Annotated in this window: 26 protein-coding genes; 18 read left to right on the top strand and 8 right to left on the bottom strand. The window is 45.1% G+C overall.

The features are described 5' to 3' along the window. Positions 1-5: 5 nt before the first annotated feature. Positions 6-473, bottom strand: coding sequence for a thioredoxin-dependent thiol peroxidase (bcp, locus tag AACV12_RS04360; protein WP_013856283.1), 468 nt, complete (start codon positions 471-473; stop codon positions 6-8). Positions 474-486: 13 nt separating this feature from the next. Then, positions 487-1,029, bottom strand: coding sequence for a glycine cleavage system protein R (locus AACV12_RS04355; RefSeq protein WP_013856284.1), 543 nt, complete (start codon positions 1,027-1,029; stop codon positions 487-489). 282 nt (positions 1,030-1,311) lie between these two features. Here AACV12_RS04355 and dapA point away from each other — a divergent pair, with 282 nt between their 5' ends. Together dapA and bamC are read left to right on the top strand one after the other, a co-directional pair. Beyond that, on the top strand, positions 1,312-2,190 hold the full coding sequence (gene dapA / locus AACV12_RS04350; RefSeq protein ID WP_026028067.1) for a 4-hydroxy-tetrahydrodipicolinate synthase: 879 nt from the start codon (positions 1,312-1,314) through the stop codon (positions 2,188-2,190). 51 nt (positions 2,191-2,241) lie between these two features. Beyond that, the gene (bamC, locus tag AACV12_RS04345; RefSeq protein ID WP_094165199.1) at positions 2,242-3,261 is read left to right on the top strand and encodes an outer membrane protein assembly factor BamC; all 1,020 of its coding nucleotides are present in this window, start codon (positions 2,242-2,244) and stop codon (positions 3,259-3,261) included. Positions 3,262-3,304: 43 nt separating this feature from the next. Here the strand turns inward: bamC and AACV12_RS04340 are convergent, their stop codons facing one another. The 4 genes from AACV12_RS04340 to AACV12_RS04325 are packed head-to-tail and all read right to left on the bottom strand — an operon-like array spanning position 3,305 to position 5,670. Continuing rightward, on the bottom strand, positions 3,305-3,514 hold the full coding sequence (locus AACV12_RS04340) for a DUF2897 family protein (protein ID WP_013856288.1): 210 nt from the start codon (positions 3,512-3,514) through the stop codon (positions 3,305-3,307). After that, on the bottom strand, positions 3,486-4,169 hold the full coding sequence (locus tag AACV12_RS04335; protein WP_013856289.1) for a M15 family metallopeptidase: 684 nt from the start codon (positions 4,167-4,169) through the stop codon (positions 3,486-3,488). The genes AACV12_RS04340 and AACV12_RS04335 overlap by 29 nt, the downstream gene beginning before the upstream one ends. 3 nt (positions 4,170-4,172) lie before the next feature. Further along, the gene (dapE, locus tag AACV12_RS04330; protein WP_017045749.1) at positions 4,173-5,306 is read right to left on the bottom strand and encodes a succinyl-diaminopimelate desuccinylase; all 1,134 of its coding nucleotides are present in this window, start codon (positions 5,304-5,306) and stop codon (positions 4,173-4,175) included. 16 nt (positions 5,307-5,322) lie between these two features. After that, positions 5,323-5,670: an ArsC family reductase gene (locus tag AACV12_RS04325; protein ID WP_017042757.1), complete on the bottom strand. Its 348-nt coding sequence runs from the start codon at positions 5,668-5,670 to the stop codon at positions 5,323-5,325. A gap of 203 nt (positions 5,671-5,873) precedes the next feature. On the opposite strand from AACV12_RS04325, the gene AACV12_RS04320 reads away from it, so the two are divergent. Continuing rightward, complete coding sequence (locus AACV12_RS04320) at positions 5,874-6,161, top strand: winged helix-turn-helix domain-containing protein (protein WP_010318729.1); 288 nt, start codon at positions 5,874-5,876, stop codon at positions 6,159-6,161. Positions 6,162-6,181: 20 nt separating this feature from the next. Here the strand turns inward: AACV12_RS04320 and AACV12_RS04315 are convergent, their stop codons facing one another. After that, a complete protein-coding gene (locus tag AACV12_RS04315; RefSeq protein ID WP_017047856.1) occupies positions 6,182-6,535 on the bottom strand; it encodes a DUF4156 domain-containing protein in 354 nt (117 codons plus the stop codon). Between the two features lie 4 nt (positions 6,536-6,539). Beyond that, on the bottom strand, positions 6,540-6,881 hold the full coding sequence (locus AACV12_RS04310; RefSeq protein WP_017045746.1) for a DUF2956 domain-containing protein: 342 nt from the start codon (positions 6,879-6,881) through the stop codon (positions 6,540-6,542). A gap of 179 nt (positions 6,882-7,060) precedes the next feature. Here AACV12_RS04310 and AACV12_RS04305 point away from each other — a divergent pair, with 179 nt between their 5' ends. The 15 genes from AACV12_RS04305 to fliG all read left to right on the top strand — a co-directional run bounded on the left by AACV12_RS04305 (position 7,061) and on the right by fliG (position 23,310). Beyond that, positions 7,061-7,528: a DUF2919 domain-containing protein gene (locus tag AACV12_RS04305; RefSeq protein ID WP_170899977.1), complete on the top strand. Its 468-nt coding sequence runs from the start codon at positions 7,061-7,063 to the stop codon at positions 7,526-7,528. A gap of 66 nt (positions 7,529-7,594) precedes the next feature. Further along, on the top strand, positions 7,595-8,497 hold the full coding sequence (locus AACV12_RS04300) for a Dyp-type peroxidase (protein WP_017048866.1): 903 nt from the start codon (positions 7,595-7,597) through the stop codon (positions 8,495-8,497). Between the two features lie 125 nt (positions 8,498-8,622). Further along, positions 8,623-9,756 (top strand): flagellin, encoded by a 1,134-nt coding sequence (locus AACV12_RS04295; RefSeq protein ID WP_170899976.1) that lies wholly within the window; start codon positions 8,623-8,625, stop codon positions 9,754-9,756. A gap of 243 nt (positions 9,757-9,999) precedes the next feature. Further along, the gene (locus AACV12_RS04290) at positions 10,000-11,133 is read left to right on the top strand and encodes a flagellin (RefSeq protein WP_170899975.1); all 1,134 of its coding nucleotides are present in this window, start codon (positions 10,000-10,002) and stop codon (positions 11,131-11,133) included. 285 nt (positions 11,134-11,418) lie between these two features. Continuing rightward, positions 11,419-12,549: a flagellin gene (locus AACV12_RS04285; RefSeq protein ID WP_026028066.1), complete on the top strand. Its 1,131-nt coding sequence runs from the start codon at positions 11,419-11,421 to the stop codon at positions 12,547-12,549. Positions 12,550-12,623: 74 nt separating this feature from the next. Next, a complete protein-coding gene (gene flaG / locus AACV12_RS04280; RefSeq protein WP_013856302.1) occupies positions 12,624-13,052 on the top strand; it encodes a flagellar protein FlaG in 429 nt (142 codons plus the stop codon). Positions 13,053-13,074: 22 nt separating this feature from the next. After that, positions 13,075-15,075 (top strand): flagellar filament capping protein FliD, encoded by a 2,001-nt coding sequence (gene fliD, locus AACV12_RS04275; protein WP_013856303.1) that lies wholly within the window; start codon positions 13,075-13,077, stop codon positions 15,073-15,075. A 1-nt stretch (position 15,076) separates the two neighbouring features. Then, the gene (locus AACV12_RS04270; protein WP_013856304.1) at positions 15,077-15,382 is read left to right on the top strand and encodes a flagellar protein FliT; all 306 of its coding nucleotides are present in this window, start codon (positions 15,077-15,079) and stop codon (positions 15,380-15,382) included. Between the two features lie 10 nt (positions 15,383-15,392). Further along, positions 15,393-15,803 (top strand): flagellar export chaperone FliS, encoded by a 411-nt coding sequence (gene fliS, locus AACV12_RS04265; protein ID WP_010318718.1) that lies wholly within the window; start codon positions 15,393-15,395, stop codon positions 15,801-15,803. Between the two features lie 248 nt (positions 15,804-16,051). After that, entirely contained in the window at positions 16,052-17,518 is a 1,467-nt protein-coding gene (locus AACV12_RS04260) for a sigma-54 dependent transcriptional regulator (RefSeq protein ID WP_017045739.1), read from the top strand. A gap of 129 nt (positions 17,519-17,647) precedes the next feature. After that, positions 17,648-18,706: a sensor histidine kinase gene (locus AACV12_RS04255; RefSeq protein ID WP_013856306.1), complete on the top strand. Its 1,059-nt coding sequence runs from the start codon at positions 17,648-17,650 to the stop codon at positions 18,704-18,706. Beyond that, positions 18,706-20,115, top strand: a complete 1,410-nt coding sequence (locus tag AACV12_RS04250; protein ID WP_026028065.1) for a sigma-54-dependent transcriptional regulator — start codon at positions 18,706-18,708, stop codon at positions 20,113-20,115. The genes AACV12_RS04255 and AACV12_RS04250 overlap by 1 nt, the downstream gene beginning before the upstream one ends. An 84-nt stretch (positions 20,116-20,199) precedes the next feature. Then, on the top strand, positions 20,200-20,511 hold the full coding sequence (gene fliE, locus AACV12_RS04245) for a flagellar hook-basal body complex protein FliE (protein WP_026028064.1): 312 nt from the start codon (positions 20,200-20,202) through the stop codon (positions 20,509-20,511). Between the two features lie 14 nt (positions 20,512-20,525). Beyond that, positions 20,526-22,268: a flagellar basal-body MS-ring/collar protein FliF gene (gene fliF / locus AACV12_RS04240; protein ID WP_013856309.1), complete on the top strand. Its 1,743-nt coding sequence runs from the start codon at positions 20,526-20,528 to the stop codon at positions 22,266-22,268. Further along, positions 22,261-23,310: a flagellar motor switch protein FliG gene (gene fliG, locus AACV12_RS04235; protein ID WP_013856310.1), complete on the top strand. Its 1,050-nt coding sequence runs from the start codon at positions 22,261-22,263 to the stop codon at positions 23,308-23,310. Before fliF ends, fliG begins: the two co-directional genes overlap by 8 nt. Positions 23,311-23,334: the final 24 nt, after the last annotated feature.

Raw genomic sequence — 23,334 nt, 5'->3', positions numbered from 1 at the left:
TTTGATTATTGGGCGTTTAGATAATCAAGTACCACTTCATGGTGATCTTTGGTTTTGAATTTATCAAAAACCTGTTCAATGATACCTTGCTCGTTAATTAAAAAGCTAATCCGGTGTAGACCATCATAAACTTTGCCCATGAACTTCTTCTCACCCCATACGCCGAACTGCTCAGCAACCACGTGGTCTTCATCGGATAATAAAGTGAAGTTTAAGTGATCACGTTCAATGAACTTACCTAAACGCTTCACGGGATCGGTGCTGACTCCGAGTACCACTACGTTGTGAGCATCGAGTTCCGCTTTTACATCTCGAAGGCCTTGAGCCTGAACAGTACAACCTGGTGTCATGGCTTTAGGGTAAAAGTAGAACAACACCTTTTTCCCTGAGAAATCAGCAAGGGAAACGGTATTTCCATCTTGATCTAAAAGTGAAAAAGCAGGTGCTGGCGTGCCTGCAGTAAGCGTTTTCATTATTCTTCCTTTTTTATTGACTGTTTTTTATAAAGTTGAGCGAACCTTGTACATCCAGTGTCTTGCATAAACTGTCAAATTCTTCTTGTAGTTGCATTAAGTTACACCCTGAATCGACACTGGCGGTAATGGCAATATGAAATTGGTCGTGATCAAGATGTAACTTCGATTTATGAATCGTCTGCGCACTCAGTGAAGCCATACCAATATTACGATTGGCAAAAAATTGAGTGAATTTCTCTGTTAGGCCAATTTTGTCTTCAGACTCAACAAACACTTCAACCGTATAGGCATTATCTTGATAATCATGCGGTGATGTACGTTTCATGATGGTGATGAGATCATGTTGTTGGCCTAATAAAGGTAAGGTTGTCTCTACTCGGGTGATGTGGTTTGTATTGCCAGAGACCAGCATGATGAGCGTGAACTCTTTGCCAAACAAAGCAATTCGGCTATCGATGATATTGCAGCCTGATTGCGTAACTAAACGTACCACTTCATTACAGATACCAGGGCGGTCTGTCCCTACAGCAGTGATCACTAGATGCTGAGTCATAATATCGCTTCACTTTTATCGTTTTGGGCATGTTATCACAGTTAAATTATAGAGGAACGGTGGTGGAATAGCTTTTTAAGAACTCCGTCTTGAAAATAACGTGTTGTTGACATCGACATATTCAGATCCGCTATAAAGTTTGCCCTTAATTGATGTTGTTTGTTAAACCTCTAACATCTGATAAATATTCATCCAAATGGGCTGATTAAGCGAATTTAATCCCTTGTGTTTTTCAATCGCCTTACAGTACCATGCAGAAAGTAACAAATTAGGGAGATGGACATGTTTTCAGGAAGTATCGTAGCGCTCATTACACCGTTTAATCATGATGGTGAGGTTGATTTTGTTAGTTTGAAGAAGCTGGTGGACTTTCACGTGACAGCCGGAACTGACGCCATTGTTGCCGTCGGAACAACGGGTGAATCTGCCACGCTAACCGTTGAAGAGCATGTCAAAGTTGTCGCAAAAACCGTCGAGTTTGCCGAAGGACGTATTCCTGTGATTGCGGGAACGGGTGCGAATGCTACTCATGAGGCGGTAACGTTTAGCCGTTTATTAAATAACACAGGTATTGCTGGCTGTTTAAGTGTGACTCCTTATTACAATAAACCAACCCAAGAAGGTTTATTTCAACACTACAAAGCAATTTCTCAAGAGACTGATATCCCTCAGATTCTCTATAATGTACCAGGCCGTACAGCGGTAGATTTGCGTCCTGAAACCGTCGCTCGCCTTGCTGAAATTAAAACGATCGTCGCTTTGAAAGATGCAACGGGTGATTTGAGCCGAGTGGCTCTTCATCGTGAGCTTTGTGGAAAAGACTTTATTTTATTAAGTGGCGATGACGCGACGGGTTTGGAGTTTGTTAAATTAGGTGGACAAGGTGTTATTTCGGTGACGAATAATATTGCCGCTAAAGATATGGCGCAGATGATGCACTTAGCATTAGAAGGCCGATTCGACGAGGCTGAGCTTATTAATCAACGTTTAATGCCTTTGCATAAAGGTCTATTTGTTGAGTCGAGCCCGATCCCAGTGAAATGGGCTGCTCACAAAATGGGATTGATTACAAATGGTGATCTACGTCTACCTTTGACTGAACTGTCTGAACCTGTACGTTCAACGGTTGCCCAAGCCATGACCGAAGCTTGTATCTTCTAAATCGATTCAATATTGTGCCGAGGCTTTTTCCTCGGCAGTCTAGGAGTTTGAATGAAATTTACTCATCAGCTAGTTATCAGTTCACTAGCTGTTTTTGTTTTAAGCGCATGTGCTGGTAACGCTTCTCAGCGTCGCCAAGCAAAAGATGATTTTGCTTATTTAGAAACCCCGGCTCTAAAAGAGTGGCAACTTCCTGAAGGAGCCACTCCGCAGTTTTACCCTAATTACCAGATCCCTGAAGGTGACTTCCAAGGTGGCATTGGCCGTACTGTGGATATTCGTCCTCCTCAACAAGTCTTAGAATTGATCCCAGGTGCGCGTGCCGAGCGCCAAAATGGCGAAGTGACATTATGGATGATCAAGCAAGATGAAGCCGATAAGGTGTGGCAAACCGCTTTAGCCATGCTTAAAGAGCGAAACATTGGTATCGCTGCACAAAGTGAAAACCAGATTGATACTGATTGGGTGACTTGGATTTCCGAAGATGAAGAAGTTGAGATTGGTAGCCGCTACCAAATCTCACGGGTGATGGCGAATAATCGTTTTGGCTTTAAGATTTCATTGACTGGTTGGCGTGAAGGTGGCAAAGAGATGACAGTGAGTGCCACCAATAAAGAGCGTTATAATGCGTTCATGACCAATTTGGTCACGGCTCGTTACGATACCGATCTACGTCAAGAAGCAGCACGTAAAGCTCAACAGTTGGTTAAACAGATCCCCATTACGATGGGCAGTGACCGTAGTGGTTTCCCTGTAATTATTGCTCGTACCTCTTACGATGTTCTGTGGCAACGTTTGCCTAATCTTATGCCGCAGATCGGTTTTACGCTCGAAGAGCGCAACCAATCTCAAGGTACAATAAAAGCGAAATACTCCGCGCCAGATGACGCCTTTTGGCAAGACATTGGCGTGAAACCTATCTCGCTAAAAAGTGGAACTTACACCTTCTTGTTAGGTGATCTAGGTAACCGTACCTCGATCAACGTGACCAATTCAGCCGGCAAGCCGGTGGAAGAAGAACTACTGAAAGATATGGTACCTGTACTGTCGGCGATTGCCGAGCGTCAGTAATTGTGATGACGAATCCATGAAAAATAAAGGGACGAAAGTCCCTTTATTTTTGCTCTGAATCTGAGTCTTCGTGCTTATCAAGTTCGTTGAGTTTATCCAGATCACTCTTCTTCCCTTTCAAGCCAAATTTCATGTTAGCCGTGTATTTCAGCGCGGCAATATTACCGATAAACACCGCTAAGATTACAATAGTGATAACCCAAGGGTTGGTAATGAATTCCATATTAGGACTCCGGTTGGCTGATGTTAACAATGTACTGAGTGTAGATCCGATCTAAGTTCTCTTGTACCGTCGACACACCTAGGAGCGGCATGTTTTCAAGCTGTGTCGCCAATACGCTTGGCGTCAACAGGTCAAGGCAGTCTTTAGCCGCTGTTTTGTGGCTAATATGCCAAGGTTCAAACGCAACACCGCCTTTCTTTCCTTGGTAGGGGAAGAAAAAACCAAACTTAGGTAAATGCTCTTTCATCCATTGATAAAAAGGAGCTTGGTGGCCTGAGAGATATTCCCAAGGTTCAAGCTTGAGCGTGACACCTGTCGGTAATGCTTTGCGATCAAAAACATCAAAGTCACACCCCCAATGGTGGCGGCTGCTACCGGGCAGCGCTGACCAGCGCAAAATCGTGAATATCTTTTGTTCTTCGCTTAACTGAGCAGGGTTTATCGGTTGACTGTTATTATCAAGTAATTCGGCTTGCCCTGACATTTTCCGATTCCAGATGTTCAACTGGCGTTCAAAATCACGAAACCCACTGGCGATATGGAAATCAAAACCAGCGTCGTCAGCCGCTTGCTTTAGAGCGAGCAAATCTTGGATCACCCCGGGGTGAACCAAGAAAGATTTCTGCCCAATCAGCACTGATGTTAAATGGGAGTCGGTTTGTCCGGTCAACTGCTCTGGAGTCATGGGTTACACCAATAAATTCTCTAGGGTTTTTTGGTACATATCCGTCAGTTTCTCTAAATCGGCAATCTTAACGCACTCGTTAACTTTATGAATTGTCGCGTTAACAGGGCCAAGTTCGACCACTTGTGCGCCCATCTGGGCAATAAAGCGTCCATCAGATGTGCCCCCCGTCGTTAATAGCTCTGGGGATTTGTGGTTCACCTCATCGACGGCTTTAACGACGGCAGTCAGTAATGAGCCCGTATCGGTCAAGAAAGGTTGGCCGCTTAACGTCCAGCGCAATTCATAATCCAATCCATGGGCATCTAAGATAGAATGCACGCGGCGCTTGATCTCTTCATCGGTTAACTCGGTACTGAAACGGAAGTTAAACTGCACGTCAAACTCACCGGGGATGACGTTTGATGCTCCCGTGCCAGCTTGCAAGTTTGGAATTTGGAAGCTGGTCGGTGGGAAATAAGCGTTCCCTTCATCCCATTTTATTGCCGCAAGTTCAGCTAACGCAGGCAAGGCTTGGTGAATTGGGTTATTAGCAAGGTGAGGATAAGCAACGTGTCCTTGAATTCCTTTTATCTGTAGATCGCCTGTAATTGAGCCACGACGGCCATTTTTTATCACATCGCCCACATTTAATGTACTCGATGGCTCACCGACGATACACATATCAATTGGCTCATTACGCGCCATTAACGTATCGACTACGCGAGTGGTGCCATTGATGAATGGCCCTTCTTCATCTGAAGTGATCAAAAAGGCAATCGAACCTTGATGGTTAGGGTGCTGTTCAATAAAGCGCTCGACAGCGACAACCATGCAAGCAAGCGAGCCTTTCATATCTGCCGCCCCGCGCCCATGTAAATAACCATCAATTACAGTCGGTTCAAACGGCGCTGTATGCCACTGCGCTAAAGGGCCCGCGGGAACCACATCCGTATGGCCAGCAAAGGCAAAAAGAGGCGATTGAGTACCGCGGCGAGCCCAAAAATTAGTGGTATCTTCAAAGACCATTGTTTCCACTTCAAACCCTAGCGCTTGTAAGCGTTTAATCATCAGGTCTTGGCAACCTGCATCCTCAGGAGTTACTGATTGGCGACTAATGAGATCTTTTGCGAGCGCCAGTACAGGGCTGTCTGTCATCCTTGAAATCCTTGTATTAAGAGAAAATAGCAGCGTATTGCTGAGCATTAAAACCGAGATGGTAATGGGTATCGACCAATAAAATAGGCCGTTTGATCATAGCAGGCTGTTCAACCAGCAAGGTCACTGCATTGTTAGCATCTAATGACTCTTTTTGTGAGGGCGTGAGCTGACGAAAGGTTGTACCGCGTTTATTGAGTACATTTTCCCAACCAAGCGCTTGGCAAAATTGAGCCACGAGCTCGGCATCAATACCTTGTTTGCGGTAGTCATGAAATTGGTAATCCACCCCCGCAGCTTCCAACCATTTCCGTGCTTTTTTAATGGTGTCGCAGTTGGGAATGCCATACATGGTGATCGTCATAAAAATCCTTGTTGAGGCGTATTATTTTTTTAATGGTCAAATCCTATCAGGAAGCGCTGTGGCTTACAAAATAGAGATGCTTTTATTTCGTTGTTTAAAAAAAATGTGTTTCAGTTGCTTACGATTGGAAAGTTATTGATCGAACGCAACACTCTAAATGTGAAAACAGAAATAATGAAGCGGCACAGTAATAGGAGGTGTCAATGGAACTGAGTCCTGTTTTTGCAAGGCGACTGTATTTAGCTTTGTTAGTAGAAAGCCTTGAAAGACCAAACGTGCCCAAACTCATCGAAAAAACGGGGTGGCCTCGCCGTACGATTCAGGATGTCCTGAAAGCACTGCCAGGAATAGGGATTGAACTGATGTTTGTTCAAGATGGAAGGCGTCACAATGATGGTTACTATCAACTCTCTGATTGGGGGCCATTTGATAGTCAATGGGTATTAGATCGTCGCTGTGATATTGCGACTAGCCTTGGATTTAGTGCATAAGCCAGCATTTGCTGGCTTTTTTATGGTGTTTTCATATCCACATTGGGTAAGCAACGATAAACAGTACCGAAAATCGTGACAGAGGTTTTGAAATAATTGGAGTAGTCGAGCGTTACTGTATCGCCTCCCAGTTGATGAGCGTGAGTTTTTAGCTCGTTTACCGCCCTTCGAATCAATTTGTCATTGGGAATGAGCCAAGAGCTGAACCAGTAACCTTCACTGCCTGTCACATCCCCTAACCAGTCACACTGACCAGCATCAAATCCGGCATCAGTACGAATCTGAATGCGATCTGCATCGTTTGGGAGTGGGCTGTGTGATGAGCTACAGCCTATCATTAGCGCTGCCAGCAATAATATAGACAGTCTTTTCATCAGGTTAACCTTTCAGAACTAGATAAGAGATAAAACCAAGCCAGCTCACGATCAGCAGTGCCCAAGGTAACCATGAGGTCGATACCAAGCTGGATGACGTTTCAATGTGTGCGGGTTCTTCTTCCGTATTTTGTGCGGTTTTCTTTAGCTGCAATGCTCTTTTTTTGGCTTTATCTGCCTGTCGGCTTTTCTCTTTTTGCTGCTTTTTATACAAGGCTATGCCTTTCTCAATGCCTTGAGCGATCAGCTTGGTTTGTTCTTTCGTTTGCCCTTGCTTTTGAGTGGCTAAGGCGACTTTCATGGCTTGTTGCTGAGTTTGTTCTGAGGGAATAATCGTTTTATTCATAACGTTTACAGGCGGCTATAGACAGGCGCTCACCCTATCACGTATCGTCATCCTTCACTATTGAGATTGATCACTATGCGTGATGTTCAAGTTAGAAACTGGTCAAGAGCAAAAGATCTGGCTAGCTATTTGAAATCGATTCGCTAAAGTAAAAACGTTTTTTTAAAAGAGCGAAGGTATTGATGCGTTATGCGTTAGAGCGATACGACCAACATGGTTTTCTTAAAGCCCCTAAACTTATCTGGCTTGGTTGGTTATTTTTGGCAAAAGCTTGGGTTGTTTTCGTGGTGGCAGGAGCAAGCCGAGATAATGGTACGACGATTTTAACCATTGTTTACCCAGACCATTCGATGCTTTATTTGGGGTTGATTATAGGGTTGCCAAGTATCATTCTGATGTGGCTTATCAGCTTACGTGCTCCTGAACGATCGTGGCTAAACCGCATCGTCAGCATGGGAAAACCGCTGACGTTACTTATGGTTATCTTGCAATTTATGCAAACGCTTTATCATATCTATTTAGAGCACGGCGTTTTTAATTGGGCCAATGCAAGCACACTGTTGGTGCTGTTATGGTTTGGTCTATATCTACTGAAGAGTAAAAGTGTGCGTGATTGTTTTTCTATCCCGCCCATAGACAAGGCGTGATCCCAATCAAGGTCGCCCCAAAAAACTGAATTACACTGAGCAAAAATAAGTAAGTGAGGATATTTTATGACACAACCTCAAACCGCGATTCTGCCTGAAGCAGGTCCGTTTGCACTGTTTAGCCTTTTAAAAGTAAAGCAAAATCCGGCGCATGTTTTAGCGCAATTAAAAGCATTGCCCGCTTTAGTCAATGAGATAAATCAACATCAACCCGGCGCTGAATTAACCGTGTCGGTCGCGTTTACTCGCACCTTTTGGCAGCGTTTAAATCAAAGCATACCACAAGAGCTGATTGATTTTCCTGAGCTTGGTAAAGGCGAAACCATAGCACCAAGTACCGAGGTGGATGTGTTGATTCACTGCCATTCTCAGCGTCATGACTTGCTGTTTTATGTGTTGCGTAAATGGATGGAACCCGTGGCTGAGTTGGTTGAAATGGTGGATGAAACCTACTCATTTCGTTACTTAGATGCGCGAGATATGACGGACTTTATCGATGGCACTGAAAACCCTAAAGCCGAAAAACGTCAAGAAGTGGCACTGATTGCTGATGGTGAATTTGCTGGCGGCAGCTATGTGATGTTGCAGCGTTTTGTGCATAACCTTCCAGCTTGGAATCGCTTAAATGTGGCGGCGCAAGAAAAAGTGATTGGGCGCACTAAGCCTGATTCGATTGAGCTTGATAATGTACCTGCAGCGTCTCACGTTGGCCGTGTCGATATCAAAGAAGAGGGGAAAGGACTAAAAATTGTTCGTCATAGCTTACCTTACGGTACGGTGAGTGGTGAGCACGGTTTACTATTCATTGCTTATTGCCATACGCTGCATAACTTTAAAGTGATGTTGGAAAGTATGTATGGCGTGGCGGATGGTAAAACTGACCAACTGCTGCGCTTTACCAAAGCCGTGACGGGCGCGTACTTTTTTGCCCCTTCAGCTGAGATGCTGCAACATCTTGAACTAAAGTAAGTTTCAATACTGACCTACTATCGGACCGAGCCTTGTGCTCGGTTTCTCTTTTTTAAGCATTTTATGTAAAGAAAAGCGTCTACTGTCCGATAAAGAGATCATTCATTCTATGGCATGGGTCTGTTATGGCAATTACCGTTAATACCAATGTTTCTGCTTTGATTGCGCAGCGCCACTTAGGCTTAGCAAGCGAAATGTTGAATCAATCTTTGGAGCGTCTTGCTTCCGGGAAGCGTATTAATAGTGCCAAAGATGATGCTGCGGGTTTACAAATTTCGAATCGCCTTGAGTCGCAAATGAGGGGCTTAGATGTCGCTGTACGCAATGCTAATGATGGCATTTCAATCATGCAGACTGCTGAAGGTGCAATGCAAGAGACCACCAGCCTGCTTCAGCGTATGCGAGATCTCTCTTTGCAGTCGGCGAATGGCGCGAACAGTAAAGCGGATAGGCAAGCTTTACAGGAAGAAATGAGCGCCTTGAACGATGAATTAAACCGAATCGCTGAAACCACCTCTTTTGGTGGTCGTAAGTTACTGAATGGTTCGTTTGGTCAATCCTCATTTCAGATAGGGGCGAGCTCTGGCGAAGCAGTGCAAGTTTCGTTAAAAAATATGCGTTCAGACAGTTTGGATATGGGGGGCTTTAGCTATGTTGCGGCAGGCATGGCGGATAGCCAGTGGCGGGTGACACAAGATAATCGGCAGCTCACCATGAGTTATACCGATGCCAAGGGAAAACAGCACAACATTCAAATCCAAGCAAAAGTAGGGGACGATATTGAAGAGTTGGCAACCTACATCAATGGGCAAACCGATAAAGTATCGGCGTCAGTCAACGACAAAGGACAGCTACAGCTGTTCATGGCGGGTAAAGAAACCTCTGGGACTATTGATTTTAAAGGTAGCTTAGCCAATCAGTTGCAAATGAATGTGACGGGATATGAAGCAGTAGACACTCTTGATATTACCGAAGTCGGTGGTGCGCAGCGGGCGGTTGCCGTCATTGATACCGCAATGCAGTACGTTGATAGCCATCGCTCTGAGTTAGGCGCGTTGCAAAACCGTTTTAACCACGCCATCAACAACCTCGACAACGTACATGAAAACCTCGCTTCTTCAAACAGTCGAATTAAAGATACGGACTATGCGAAAGAGACCACCCAAATGGTAAAACAGCAAATCCTACAACAAGTCAGTACCTCTATTCTTGCGCAAGCCAAAAAACAGCCAAACCTAGCATTGGCCTTACTTCGCTAGCGATAAAAATCAACAATTATCGACTTTTATCAACAAATCTTTAGCGAAATTATTACCTTTTTGATGGATTTTTGACCTCTTGTCCTGTTTTTTACACTAAACACATTTTTTTTAAGAAAATCGAAAAAAAATCCTCAAGCTTTGGAAAATACCGCCGTTATAAAAAGTAACTTTGAGAGAACTATTTGGTTTTCCGAGACGTCGGAAACCGGAAACATCGGAAAATCAATTGGAGTAATCACCATGGCAGTTAATGTAAATACCAACGTATCAGCGATGACAGCACAGCGTTACCTAAACGGCGCTAGCAATGCACAACAAACATCAATGGAACGCCTATCTTCTGGCTTTAAAATCAACAGCGCAAAAGATGATGCGGCAGGCCTACAAATCTCTAACCGTTTGAATGTTCAGAGCCGCGGTCTTGACGTAGCAGTACGTAATGCGAATGACGGTATTTCTATTGCACAAACCGCTGAGGGTGCGATGAATGAAACGACCAACATTTTGCAACGTATGCGTGACTTGTCACTACAATCAGCTAACGGCTCAAACTCAAAAGCAGACCGTGTAGCGATTCAAGAAGAAGTCACCGCTCTGAATGACGAGTTAAACCGTATCGCAGAAACCACATCATTTGGTGGTAACAAATTACTTAACGGTACTTTTGAAACTAAGTCATTCCAAATCGGTGCGGATAACGGTGAAGCCGTCATGCTTAGCCTAAACAACATGCGTAGTGACAATGCTATGATGGGCGGCACAAGCTACCAAGCGGCGAACGGCAAAGATAAAAATTGGTCAGTTCAAGCCGGCAGCAACGATCTACAAATCACACTGAAAGATACTTCAGGTACAGATCAGACTATCAATATCTCAGCTAAAGAAGGCGATGATATTGAAGAGTTGGCGACTTACATCAACGGCCAAACTGATATGGTGAAAGCATCAGTTGATGATGAAGGAAAACTACAAGTCTTCGCTGGCAGTAATAAAGTAGAAGGCCCTGTAACATTCGCAGGCGGTCTTGCTGGTGAGCTCGGCATGCAAGCTGGTCAAGCAGTTACCGTAGATGTCATTGATGTGACCTCTGTGGGTGGCGCTCAAGAATCGGTTGCCATTGTTGATGCTGCACTGCAATTTGTAGATAGCCACCGTGCACAATTAGGTGCATTCCAAAATCGCTTTAGCCATGCAATCAGCAACTTAGATAACATTAACGAAAACGTGAGTGCTTCTAAGAGCCGTATTAAAGATACTGACTTTGCCAAAGAAACAACAGCGCTTACTAAGTCGCAAATTCTTTCTCAAGCATCAAGCTCAGTGCTGGCTCAAGCAAAACAAGCGCCACAAGCGGCACTTAGCTTACTTGGCTAAAAGAGCCCAATAGATCAAGAGTTACCCTTAATGAAAATCCAGCCTCGGCTGGATTTTTTTGCTTAGTGGCAAAGTGGAAAAAGTGTTAGTCGATGCAGCATTATCTTTCTTACTTTTTGACGCTAATCACATTTCTCATGCTCGCTGCATAAATTTTAAAAAAAGGCTTATTTTTTTCTAAAGGATATAAATCTTTCGCCGTTAAAGGATACGAGAGAAATGAGGTGTACCGACGTGAGGTGAGAGACACGGAAGTACATCAACACAATGCCTAAGGAGATCAATATGGCAATTAATGTAAGCACTAACGTGTCTGCAATGACCGCACAGCGTTATTTAAATAACGCCGCTGATGGTACGCAGAAATCGATGGAGCGTCTGTCATCGGGCTATAAAATCAATAGCGCGCGTGATGATGCAGCGGGTCTACAAATCTCAAACCGTTTAACGTCACAAAGCCGTGGCTTAGATATGGCGGTAAGAAACGCAAATGATGGTATCTCCATTGCACAAACCGCAGAGGGTGCAATGAATGAAACCACCAATATCTTGCAACGTATGCGAGATCTTTCTTTGCAATCAGCAAACGGTTCTAACTCAAGTTCAGAACGTCAAGCGATCCAAGAGGAAGTCTCAGCACTCAATGATGAATTAAACCGTATTGCTGAAACAACCTCGTTTGGTGGTAATAAACTGCTAAATGGTTCGTTTGGTAATAAATCTTTCCAAATTGGTGCCGATTCTGGTGAAGCTGTGATGCTTTCCATGAGCGACATGCGTTCTGACACAAAAGCGATGGGCGGTAAGAGCTATGTCGCGACAAATGGCAAAGCGCCTGACTGGTCAGTCACCAATGCGACGGATCTGACTCTGAGCTATACTGATAAACAAGGAGAAGCTCGCGAAGTCACCATTAACGCTAAAGCGGGTGATGACTTAGAAGAGGTCGCTACTTACATTAATGGTCAAAATGGTGACATCAAAGCTTCAGTCGGTGATGAAGGTAAATTGCAACTGTTTGCCGCCAATCAAAAAGTCTCAAGCGATGTCACTATTGGTGGTGGACTGGGTACTGAAATTGGTTTTGCTGCAGGTAAAGACGTAACCGTCAAAGACATCAATGTCACAACAGTTGGCGGCTCTCAGGAAGCTGTAGCTTTGATTGATGGTGCACTAAAGGCCGTTGATAGCCAACGCGCCTCGTTAGGTGCATTCCAGAACCGTTTCGGTCATGCCATCAGTAACCTTGATAACATCAACGAGAACGTCAACGCTTCTCGTAGTCGAATTAAGGATACTGATTATGCCCGTGAAACAACCCAAATGACGAAGTCGCAGATTTTGCAGCAAGCGAGTACGTCAGTTTTGGCACAGGCGAAGCAGTCACCATCTGCAGCTCTTAGTCTATTGGGTTAACCGATAGGCGAATGGAGCTTTGTGGGGAAAGCAGTGTTTTCACTGCCAACCTATGAGGTGGAAGGGAGATTGTTATGGAAATACCATCCTACACATCGAACATCCAGCCTTACGGCTCGCAAAGTGGCATTAAATTTGCTTCAGAAAACGATGGCGCGACACGCGCTTCCTCGAAACAAAATGAGGTGAATCGTACTGAACAGTTAAGAAATAGGCAAAACCAAAGCGTTGAAGCGGCAATCGAGCTTGCACAGCAACGAGAGCAGATCAACAAATCGGAAAGAGCCAAGATGGTAGAGCAGATGAATGAATTTATCTCATCTATCAACAAAGACTTAGCGTTTAGAGTCGATGAAGAATCAGGACGGGATGTTGTGACGATTTATGAAGCCAGTACTGGTGACATTATTCGTCAGATCCCGAACGAGGAAATGCTAGAGGTTTTGCGACGCCTTGCCAGACAAAAAGACCACAGTACAGGTTTATTGGTTGCTAAGGTGTAATCGTAGTTTTTGAGGTGATTTAATGAGCTTAGGCCCGATGGGTATGAATACTGGCATGGATATCAATTCCTTGGTCAGCAAAATTGTCAATGCAGAGCGCGTTCCTAAGCAGCAACGTATTGATAATGAGCTTGGCCAAATTGATGCCAGTATCAGTGCCTACGGCCGGCTCAAAGAGTCGCTGGATACGATGAAAAATCTTATGACGAATTTTCGTCAGGAGAAGGCTTTTGCTTTGAGAAAAGTCGATACTACTGATGAAAATGTCGTCTCCGCGACAGCCACCACTGACGCAATAGCAGGTAAATATGCTATCGATGTGTTGCAGCTTGCACAGAGCCATAAAGTTGCCTCGGATGTTTTAGATAAAGAGGCAAAGTTTGGTCCTGGTAAGCTGCAGATTTCACTTGGTGATCAGAAGTTTGATGTTGATGTCCAAGCCAATTCAAAATTGATTGATATTGTTCGCGGTATCAACAGCACTAAAACCAATCCCGGAGTTCGTGCTTCGGTAATCAATGATGTTGAAGGACCACGTTTGATTGTGGCCTCTAATCTATCTGGAAAAGATCATGACATTAAAATTAATGCTCAGTCTGATGCCGGAAATCCGCTCAAAAATCTAGAATACAAAACGCTGGAAGAACGCGTTAAAGATTTAGAAAAAGCACGCGCTGCGGCGCAACAAATCATTGCACCCCTCACGCCAGCTCAACAAGCTATCGCTGCAAAAGTCGCCGAGAAAATAGGTGCGGCGGCACGCGAAGTTGACCAAAGTATGGCGAGTGGTGTTCAAGAAGTCGCCGGGCAAGTAGCTGCCGACGGTAAAGTCGCCAATGCTGCCGGTGAATTAACCGACGCCGCCGTCAAAGCTGCCGCCGCCGCCGGTGTTGCCGCCAATAAATATCTGAAACCGCAAGATCGTATTCCAGGGTGGACTGAAACCGCCTCTGGCACCTTACTCGATTCCTACTATGAACCTGAGCCAGAGCTTGATGCGACCGCGTTAGAAAAAGCGCCAGATGTGCCCGGTTGGACCAATACTGCTTCTGGTACTTTGGTTGACTCCTATGTCACCCCCAAAGAAGCGCAAGCCAAGCTTGAACAGCAATTAGCAGCTGAAAAAGCCGCGGTTGCGGCGGCGGTGCGTAGTGGTGAACTGACGCCAGAGCAAGCCAAGCAGAAAGAGCGTGAAAAACTTGACCCGCAAGAGCGTGAGTATTTAGATAAAGTGGACAAAGCAGATGCTGAACTTAGAGCGGCACAAGCATCGTTTGACGCCTATCAAGGTATGACTCAAGTACAAGCAGGCCAAGATTCTGTGGTGGTTTTGGACGGTGTGGCGACCCTTTCTAGCAACAACAACGTGATTGAAGATGCGATTGAAGGGGTTGATTTGACCCTTAAAGGGCAAACGGCCAAAGGCAAACCACCGGCTGAAATTGGCATCGAATATGACCGCAAAACCGTGCGCGATGATATTGAACAATTTGTCGCGGCGTATAATCAGTTTTATCAGGTCTCTAAAGAACTTGGAGGCGTTGACCCTCGGACTGGCCAAGCTGGGCCACTGGCGGGTGACAGTATTGTGCGCAGTGCAGACTCTCGCCTACGTAGTGTTTTTTCGACTAGAATTGAGCAGGCTCCAGAAGAGATCAAAAGTCTGATTGAGTTTGGTATTACCACCACACGCCAAGGGACACTTGAAATTAACTACGACATGCTAGATCGCCAACTCAATAACAACTTTAATAAGCTAGGTGAGTTCTTTGGTGGAAACCAAGGATTTGCCAAACGGGTTGAAGATGCTATTCAGAGCATGACGGGGGTGACGGGGTCGATTCGCACACGCGAAAAAAGCTTAGTAGAACGCAACTACCGTGTGGCGGACGACCAAGCGGCACTTGATCGCCGCATGGACAGTTTGGAGAAGCGAACGCATTCTAAGTTTTCAGCAATGCAAGACGCGACCAGTAAAATGCAGAACCAATTAGCTGGTATGATGAATGCGTTAGGCGGCTGATATGGAGCAGCAACTCGACCTTTTAAGTGATCTAGATCACCAAATAAGAGCAATGCTTGTCATTGATGAAATTAATACTGAAGAAATCAATCATCTTGTCGATAAAAGGGAACGGATATTGCAAAACTTACTGACACATGCGTCAGAAAATCCACAGTTTGCAATGTCGAGCCAATGGCGAGAGGCTATTGATGAAACTAAACATCTTGTTGAACTGATGCAGTCAAAAACGGTCGAGATCGGTAGAACGCTCCAAAAATACCGACACGGTAATAAATCCGTTCAGCAATACAAAAAGTTTTTATAAGAGGAAGACTATGCGCGGTTCTTTACAGGCATACAAAAAGGTATCAGTGGATAGCCAGCTCAGTGCGGCCTCGCCGCATAAAGTCGTACAAATGTTGATGGCGGGTGCCATTGAACGCCTTATTCAAGCAAAAGCAGCAATGCTACAGGGGAATATTCCAAGTAAGGGTGAACGCCTTGGTAAAGCATTGGATATCATTATTAGCTTACGCAGTTGCTTATCGATGAGTGATGGCGGGGATATTGCAAAAAATTTAGATCAGCTTTATGAATTTATGATCACTCAGATCACCGAAGCGAATCATCAAAATGACCCGCAACCACTGGATGATGTGATCGACATCATTCGAGAAATTAAATCAGCATGGGATCAAATCCCTCCTGAATACCACAATCTAACGGCAAGCGAAGTGGGCATATAAGTTATTTATAAAACTTTAGGCACTTATTTTTTAAAGTTTTAACTGATGTCACACCAGCTCATTGCTTGGTTGCCTTATTTTTTTTATTCCATAGAATAGAAGCCATTACTAGCCTAATGGCTTTTTTTGTTGCTGAATTCCACAAATTGTCTATCGTTTAATCAAGTGATTATAGAAAAACAAAACTGAATAACGATTTTCAGAAGTGCGGCCACAATTTCTCTGATTTAAGGCAAATATTCTCACCTATGCAAGGTTTAGCAAAACTGCTTGTGATAGAAGACGATCCGCAGATCCGTCTCAATCTAAGTAACATTTTAGAATTTGTTGGAGAGCACTGCGAGGCGATCGAGTCATCCCAAATCAAGGATATTGATTGTTCAAGATTGTGGGGGGGCTGCATTATTGGATCGCTAAAAAGTGAGCAGTTAACTGATGAGATAGCTCAGTGGTTGACTAAGGCCAATTATATTCCACTTCTAATGGCAAACAAGCAGCCATATTCATTGGAAGAATTTACTCAATACGTCGGTGAACTTGAGTCACCTCTTAATTATCCTCAACTGAGTGACGCATTACGACATTGCAAAGAATTTTTAGGACGCAAAGGCGTGCAAGTTCCCTCTACATCGCGTAAGAATACCTTATTTCGTAGCCTTGTAGGCCAAAGTCATGGTATCCAAGAAGTTCGCCATTTGATTGAGCAAGTCTCAGGCACAGAAGCCAATGTGTTGATCTTAGGTGAATCTGGAACGGGCAAAGAAGTGGTTGCGCGTAACATCCATTATCATTCTGCACGCCGCAACGGTCCGTTTGTGCCGATTAACTGTGGTGCGATTCCGGCTGATTTACTTGAAAGTGAATTATTTGGTCATGAAAAAGGGGCGTTTACCGGAGCGATAACCGCGCGTAAAGGTCGTTTTGAGCTTGCCGAAGGCGGTACTTTATTTCTCGATGAGATCGGTGATATGCCGATGTCGATGCAGGTAAAATTGTTGCGTGTGTTACAAGAACGCTGCTTTGAACGTGTGGGCGGTAACACCACCATTAAAGTGAATGTGCGTGTGGTGTCAGCGACTCACCGCAATTTAGAAAACATGATTGATGATGAATCATTTCGTGAAGATCTTTACTATCGACTCAATGTTTTCCCAATTGAAATGCCAGCGCTAAAAGATCGCAAAGACGACATCCCATTGCTGTTACAAGAACTCATGACACGTATGGAAGCGGAAGGTGGACAGCCATTTTGTTTTACCCCGCGAGCAGTCAATTCGTTAATGGAACATAATTGGCCGGGCAATGTTCGTGAGCTAGCGAATTTAGTTGAGCGGATGATCATTCTCTATCCAAATAGTCTCGTCGACGTCAATCATTTACCAACTAAATACCGCTATAGTGATATTCCAGAATTCCAACCAGAGCACAGCTCCTATGGCTCAGTTGAAGACCAAGAACGTGATGTGCTGGCGGGTATTTTCTCTGAAAACTTCAGTTTTGAAGACGTCGAAGAGATGCACGAAAATCTCAACGCACCGCAGTCATTGCCTCCTGAAGGCGTGAATTTGAAAGAGCTATTGGCGGACTTGGAAGTCAATATGATCAACCAAGCCCTTGAAGCTCAAGGCGGAGTGGTAGCGCGTGCCGCTGATATGCTGGGTATGCGCCGTACGACCTTGGTTGAAAAAATGCGTAAATACAATATGCAACGGTGATTAAAAAACAGCATGGGTAAAGTTTAGTCAATATATTGGCAATGGATTAATTCTTTGATTTTAAAGAAAAATAGCCTGGCATGTATTTTGCGTGTTAGGCTATTGTTGTTTTATAGGTAGAATTTCGACATGCAGTCTCCTGACACACCCATTAATCAATCTCACTTAGATTCTGTAGAGGATCAAGTTGAGCGCTATAAACAGGTTCTTGATGTGATGCCTGCTGGCGTCATTTTGCTCGATACTCAAGGCGTAGTCAGAGAAGCTAACCCTGAAGCTCAGCGGTTATTGCAAGTCCCATTGGCGGGTGAAAAATGGTATTCCGTCATTCAAAGTGCCTTTGCGCCGAGAGAAGATGATGGGCATGAAATCTCGCTGCGCAATGGTCGTAAAGTTAGATTAGCCATTTCAGCATCAGCAACAGGCCAATTGATATTAATCACCGATTTAACCGAAACTCGGTTACTTCAATCACGCATCAGTGATTTACAGCGCTTATCCTCACTCGGTCGAATGGTGGCGTCTTTGGCACATCAAGTTCGCACACCGTTATCCAGCGCTATGCTCTATGCCTCAAATTTAGGTGCGCCTAACTTGCCAAACGCTACAAGAGAGCGTTTTCAGTCTAAGCTGATGGATAGGCTTCATGATCTTGAAAAACAAGTCAATGATATGTTGTTGTTTGCCAAAGGTGGTGACAATAAAGTCATTCAGCCGTTTACAGTGACAGACTTGGTCAGCGAATTTGTTCCCATGGTGGAAACGGCATTAAAAAATAGCGCAATTGATTATCATCAGGAAGTGGAACAAGAAGGGACAGTGGTGTTAGGCAATGCAAATGCCATTGCCTCTGCACTGAGTAACTTAGTGATGAACGCAATACAAATTGCGGGTAAGGCGTCGCAAATTGATGTCTTTTTTCGCCCGGTAAATGGTGAGCTGAAAATCTCGGTACAAGACAGTGGCCCGGGAGTCCCTGCTGCGCTGCAAAGTAAAATTATGGAACCGTTTTTTACCACTCGCTCACAAGGAACGGGGTTAGGGTTAGCGGTGGTACAAATGGTCTGCCGCGCCCATGATGGGCGATTGGAATTAATTTCAGAAGAAGGGGAGGGTGCTTGCTTTACTATGTGCATTCCACTCGAGCGTCATGCCCCTTCTTCACCAACAGAGACTGGAGAAGGATGATGGCTCAAAGCAAAGTCTTAATCGTTGAAGATGATGAAGGTCTACGCGAAGCGTTAGTCGATACTTTGGCGCTGGCCGGTTATGAATGGCTGGAAGCTGATTGCGCCGAAGATGCACTGATTAAACTCAAAGCACATCCTGTTGATATTGTTGTCTCTGACGTTCAAATGGCTGGCATGGGTGGCCTTGCACTGCTGCGCAACATCAAACAGCATTGGCCTAATTTACCCGTGTTGCTGATGACGGCATACGCCAATATTGAAGATGCGGTCTCGGCGATGAAAGAGGGCGCCATTGATTACATGGCAAAACCCTTTGCCCCCGAAGTGCTACTCAACATGGTTAGCCGTTACGCGCCAGTGAAATCGGATGATAATGGTGATGCGGTTGTTGCCGATGAGAAAAGCCTGCGCTTATTGTCACTTGCCGACAAAGTGGCAAAAACCGATGCTAACGTCATGATTTTGGGCCCAAGCGGCTCAGGAAAAGAGGTTATGTCTCGCTACATTCATAACTCATCTCCGCGTAAAGATGGGCCATTTGTGGCGATCAACTGCGCCGCCATTCCAGACAACATGCTCGAAGCCACCTTATTTGGTTATGAAAAAGGGGCATTTACAGGAGCGGTACAAGCTTGTCCGGGCAAATTTGAACAAGCACAAGGTGGGACCATTTTACTCGATGAGATCAGCGAGATGGATCTGAACCTACAAGCAAAACTGCTGCGTGTACTCCAAGAGCGTGAAGTGGAACGCTTGGGGGGGCGTAAAAGCATTAAGCTTGATGTCCGCGTATTGGCGACCAGCAACCGCGACCTAAAGCAGTATGTGCAGGAAGGTAATTTCCGTGATGATTTATATTATCGCCTCAACGTCTTCCCAATCTCATGGCCAGCGCTACGTGACCGCAAAGGGGATATTGAACCGCTGGCTCACCACCTTGTAGAGCGTCACTGCACTAAGCTTGGTTTACCTGTGCCTCGTATCGCGCCGCAAGCCATTAACAAGTTGCTTAGTTACGCTTGGCCGGGCAACGTCCGTGAACTTGATAACGTCGTGCAACGCGCGCTGATCTTGAGCGAGCAAGGAGACATTGCAAGTGAACATATCTTGTTGGAAGGGGTTGATTGGCAAGATGCTAGCAGCCTGCAACAAGTCGTAGAGCGCAGCGATATTGCCACACCAGAGATTAAGCCTGTAGCACAAGCCGAAGTGAACAAGCTGTTTAATAACAATGGCGCTGCATTGGGTGATGAGCTGAGAGATCAAGAGTACACCATTATCATGGATACTTTAGTCGAGTGCCAAGGCCGCCGTAAAGAGATGGCAGACAAGCTCGGAATTAGCCCTAGGACACTGCGTTATAAATTAGCGAAAATGCGTGATGCAGGAATTGATATCCCGAATTAACCCCAAAGTGGGTGATGGCATATAAATTGCTGCATCACAGAAAGAAGCAGCACAGCAGTCAAAGATTTGGCGTTAGAGGTAGCAATGAGACTTGATGGTTTAAACAGCGAAATGCAAACAATGATGTTGGAAGCAACCAATGCTCGTCCTACGGCAACTGGACAAAGTGTGAGTGCTGATTTTGGCGACATGCTTTCCAAAGCCATTAATAACGTGAACAGTTTGCAAAAGACCTCAGGTAATTTACAAACCCGCTTTGATCGGGGAGATGAAAATGTCTCACTATCGGATGTGATGATTGCTCGTAACAAGTCGAGTGTAGCCTTTGAAGCGACGATTCAAGTTCGAAATAAACTTGTCGACGCCTACAAAGAACTCATGAATATGCCCGTATAAATTAGGTAGCCGCCGTGGCAGAAGATAAGCAAACAACCGATCTTACCGTGACCAGTGGTTCTGACCACGCTTTAATGGCGAGCTCAGATCTAGACATGGACACGCAAAACCCAGATCTTGAAGAGAAGAGTTCATCCAAAAGTGATTTTGCGATGGGCGACTTGGACTTGTTGCGCCAGGTGGTGTTAGTCCTCTCTATTTCCATCTGTGTGGCACTGATTGTCATGTTGTTCTTTTGGGTTCGAGAACCTGAAATGCGCCCGCTTGGCGCTTATGAAACCGAAGAACTTATTCCTGTCCTCGATTATCTTGATCAGCAGAAACTGACCTACAAACTAGATGGTAATACTATCTTAGTGCCATCCAGTGAATACAACAGCTTAAAACTCAACCTCGTCCGTGCAGGGTTAAATCAAAACAAGCAAGCGGGCGATGAAATCTTGATGCAAGACATGGGCTTTGGTGTTTCTCAGCGCCTTGAGCAAGAGCGCCTTAAACTTAGCCGTGAACGTCAGCTTGCCAAAGCGATTGAAGAGATGAAGCTCGTCAACAAAGCTCGTGTGTTATTGGCGCTGCCTAAGCAAAGCGTATTTGTTCGTCATAACCAAGATGCTTCTGCCTCCGTATTTCTTACCTTGCGAACTGGCGCGAACCTTAAACAAGAAGAGGTCGACTCTATTGTCGATATGGTCGCCAGTGCCGTGCCAGGGATGAAACCCAATCGAATTACCGTGACTGATCAACATGGTCGGTTGCTCAGCTCAGGCTCTCAAGATCCTGTGTCGTCAGCCCGCCGTAAAGAACAAGAACTTGAACGCAAGCAAGAAGAGGCGCTGCGTGACAAAATTGATTCGGTATTAATCCCTATTCTAGGTTTTGGTAATTACACCGCCCAAGTGGATATCCAACTGGATTTCAGTGCCATTGAACAAACGCGTAAACGCTTTGACCCGAATACGCCAGCGACACGCAGCGAATATACGCTTGAAGACTATAACAACGGCAATGTGGTGGCTGGCGTTCCAGGTGCATTAAGTAATCAGCCACCTGCGGATGCTTCGATCCCACAAGACGTCGCGCAGATGAAAGATGGCTCGGTTCTTGGGCAAGGTTCTGTGCACAAAGAAGCCACGCGCAATTTTGAACTCGATACCACCATCAGTCATGAACGTAAACAATCGGGTGTGGTGAATCGTCAGACCGTTGCGGTGGCGATTAAAAACCGACCATCGGTTAACCCAGAGACTGGCGAAGTCACCTATACTCCCTTGAGCGAAAGTGAAATTAGCGCCGTGCGACAAGTATTGATTGGGACGGTTGGCTTTGATGAAAACCGTGGCGATTTGTTGAATGTCTTGAGCATGCAATTTGCCGTGCCTGAAGTTGAATCAATGGTTGATGTCCCTATTTGGGAGCATCCAAACTTCAACGATTGGGTACGCTGGTTTGCTAGTGCCTTGGTTATTGTGGTTGTGGTGCTGGTGCTGGTTCGCCCTGCGCTGAAAAAACTGCTCAACCCTGCTGCGGATGATGATGACCCAATGTACGGACCTGATGGTTTACCGATTGGTGCTGATGGTGAAACCAGTTTAATTGGCAGTGGTATTGATGGCGGTGATCTCTTTGAGTTTGGTTCCGGTATTGATTTGCCAAACTTACACAAGGATGAGGATGTACTGAAAGCGGTGCGTGCTCTAGTGGCCAATGAGCCTGAACTTGCGGCTCAAGTAGTGAAGAATTGGATGCAAAATGCCTGATAATAAAAATAAGAGTGGAACAGAAGTGACAGAATCATCGGTTGATATTTCAACAATTTCTGGTGATGAAAAAGCGGCTATTTTGTTGTTGAGCTTAAACGAAGAGGACGCCGCTGGCATCATCCGCCATCTTGAACCTAAACAGGTACAACGAGTCGGTAGCGCGATGGCGAAAGCGAAAGAGCTTAGCCAAGAGAAAGTCGGCGCGGTGCATCGTGCTTTCCTCGAAGATATTCAGAAATACACCAATATCGGTATGGGCAGCGAAGACTTTATGCGTAACGCGCTTATCGCTGCATTAGGTGCCGATAAAGCCAATAACTTGGTCGATCAAATTTTGCTTGGCACGGGTTCAAAAGGGTTGGATTCATTGAAATGGATGGACCCACGACAAGTGGCGAGCATCATTGTTAATGAACACCCACAAATCCAAACCATTGTTTTATCGTATTTAGAACCGGATCAATCGGCTGAAATTTTGGCACAGTTTGCTGAACGTGACCGTTTAGACTTATTGATGCGCATTGCCAACCTTGAAGAAGTACAACCTTCGGCATTGGCTGAGTTGAATGAAATCATGGAGAAACAATTTGCCGGTCAAGCGGGCGCGCAAGCGGCGAAAATTGGTGGCTTGAAAGCCGCGGCTGATATCATGAACTACCTCGATAACAATATCGAAGGCATCCTCATGGATCAGATGCGTGAGCAAGATGAAGACATGGCAACGCAGATCCAAGATCTGATGTTCGTGTTCGAAAACTTAGTCGAAGTGGACGACCAAGGCATTCAAAAATTGCTGCGTGATGTACCGCAAGATGTACTGCAAAAAGCACTTAAAGGTGCTGATGACGCATTGCGTGAGAAGATCTTCAAAAACATGTCAAAACGTGCAGCTGAGATGATGAAAGATGATCTGGAAGCCATGCCTCCGATTAAAGTATCAGATGTCGAAGCGGCGCAAAAAGAGATTCTGGCGATTGCACGTCGTATGGCCGACAGTGGCGAAATTATGCTGTCTGGCGGCGCAGACGAATTCTTATAATCTAACCCTGACTCAACAATAGGT

Origin of the sequence: Vibrio sp. 2-2(8) (assembly GCF_963888495.1) — a bacterium.
Lineage (GTDB): Bacteria > Pseudomonadota > Gammaproteobacteria > Enterobacterales > Vibrionaceae > Vibrio > Vibrio anguillarum.
The sequence above is the reverse complement of the archived record's forward strand: the minus strand, read 5'-3'. Positions and strand labels throughout refer to the sequence as shown.

Coding starts and splice junctions, on each gene's coding strand:
- bcp (WP_013856283.1), bottom strand. CDS start 473: ATGAAAACGCTTACTGCAGGCACGCCAGCACCTGCTTTTTCACTTTTA.
- AACV12_RS04355 (WP_013856284.1), bottom strand. CDS start 1,029: ATGACTCAGCATCTAGTGATCACTGCTGTAGGGACAGACCGCCCTGGT.
- dapA (WP_026028067.1), top strand. CDS start 1,312: ATGTTTTCAGGAAGTATCGTAGCGCTCATTACACCGTTTAATCATGAT.
- bamC (WP_094165199.1), top strand. CDS start 2,242: ATGAAATTTACTCATCAGCTAGTTATCAGTTCACTAGCTGTTTTTGTT.
- AACV12_RS04335 (WP_013856289.1), bottom strand. CDS start 4,169: ATGACTCCAGAGCAGTTGACCGGACAAACCGACTCCCATTTAACATCA.
- dapE (WP_017045749.1), bottom strand. CDS start 5,306: ATGACAGACAGCCCTGTACTGGCGCTCGCAAAAGATCTCATTAGTCGC.
- AACV12_RS04325 (WP_017042757.1), bottom strand. CDS start 5,670: ATGACGATCACCATGTATGGCATTCCCAACTGCGACACCATTAAAAAA.
- AACV12_RS04320 (WP_010318729.1), top strand. CDS start 5,874: ATGGAACTGAGTCCTGTTTTTGCAAGGCGACTGTATTTAGCTTTGTTA.
- AACV12_RS04315 (WP_017047856.1), bottom strand. CDS start 6,535: ATGAAAAGACTGTCTATATTATTGCTGGCAGCGCTAATGATAGGCTGT.
- AACV12_RS04310 (WP_017045746.1), bottom strand. CDS start 6,881: ATGAATAAAACGATTATTCCCTCAGAACAAACTCAGCAACAAGCCATG.
- AACV12_RS04300 (WP_017048866.1), top strand. CDS start 7,595: ATGACACAACCTCAAACCGCGATTCTGCCTGAAGCAGGTCCGTTTGCA.
- AACV12_RS04295 (WP_170899976.1), top strand. CDS start 8,623: ATGGCAATTACCGTTAATACCAATGTTTCTGCTTTGATTGCGCAGCGC.
- AACV12_RS04290 (WP_170899975.1), top strand. CDS start 10,000: ATGGCAGTTAATGTAAATACCAACGTATCAGCGATGACAGCACAGCGT.
- AACV12_RS04285 (WP_026028066.1), top strand. CDS start 11,419: ATGGCAATTAATGTAAGCACTAACGTGTCTGCAATGACCGCACAGCGT.
- flaG (WP_013856302.1), top strand. CDS start 12,624: ATGGAAATACCATCCTACACATCGAACATCCAGCCTTACGGCTCGCAA.
- fliD (WP_013856303.1), top strand. CDS start 13,075: ATGAGCTTAGGCCCGATGGGTATGAATACTGGCATGGATATCAATTCC.
- AACV12_RS04270 (WP_013856304.1), top strand. CDS start 15,077: ATGGAGCAGCAACTCGACCTTTTAAGTGATCTAGATCACCAAATAAGA.
- fliS (WP_010318718.1), top strand. CDS start 15,393: ATGCGCGGTTCTTTACAGGCATACAAAAAGGTATCAGTGGATAGCCAG.
- AACV12_RS04260 (WP_017045739.1), top strand. CDS start 16,052: ATGCAAGGTTTAGCAAAACTGCTTGTGATAGAAGACGATCCGCAGATC.
- AACV12_RS04255 (WP_013856306.1), top strand. CDS start 17,648: ATGCAGTCTCCTGACACACCCATTAATCAATCTCACTTAGATTCTGTA.
- AACV12_RS04250 (WP_026028065.1), top strand. CDS start 18,706: ATGGCTCAAAGCAAAGTCTTAATCGTTGAAGATGATGAAGGTCTACGC.
- fliE (WP_026028064.1), top strand. CDS start 20,200: ATGAGACTTGATGGTTTAAACAGCGAAATGCAAACAATGATGTTGGAA.
- fliG (WP_013856310.1), top strand. CDS start 22,261: ATGCCTGATAATAAAAATAAGAGTGGAACAGAAGTGACAGAATCATCG.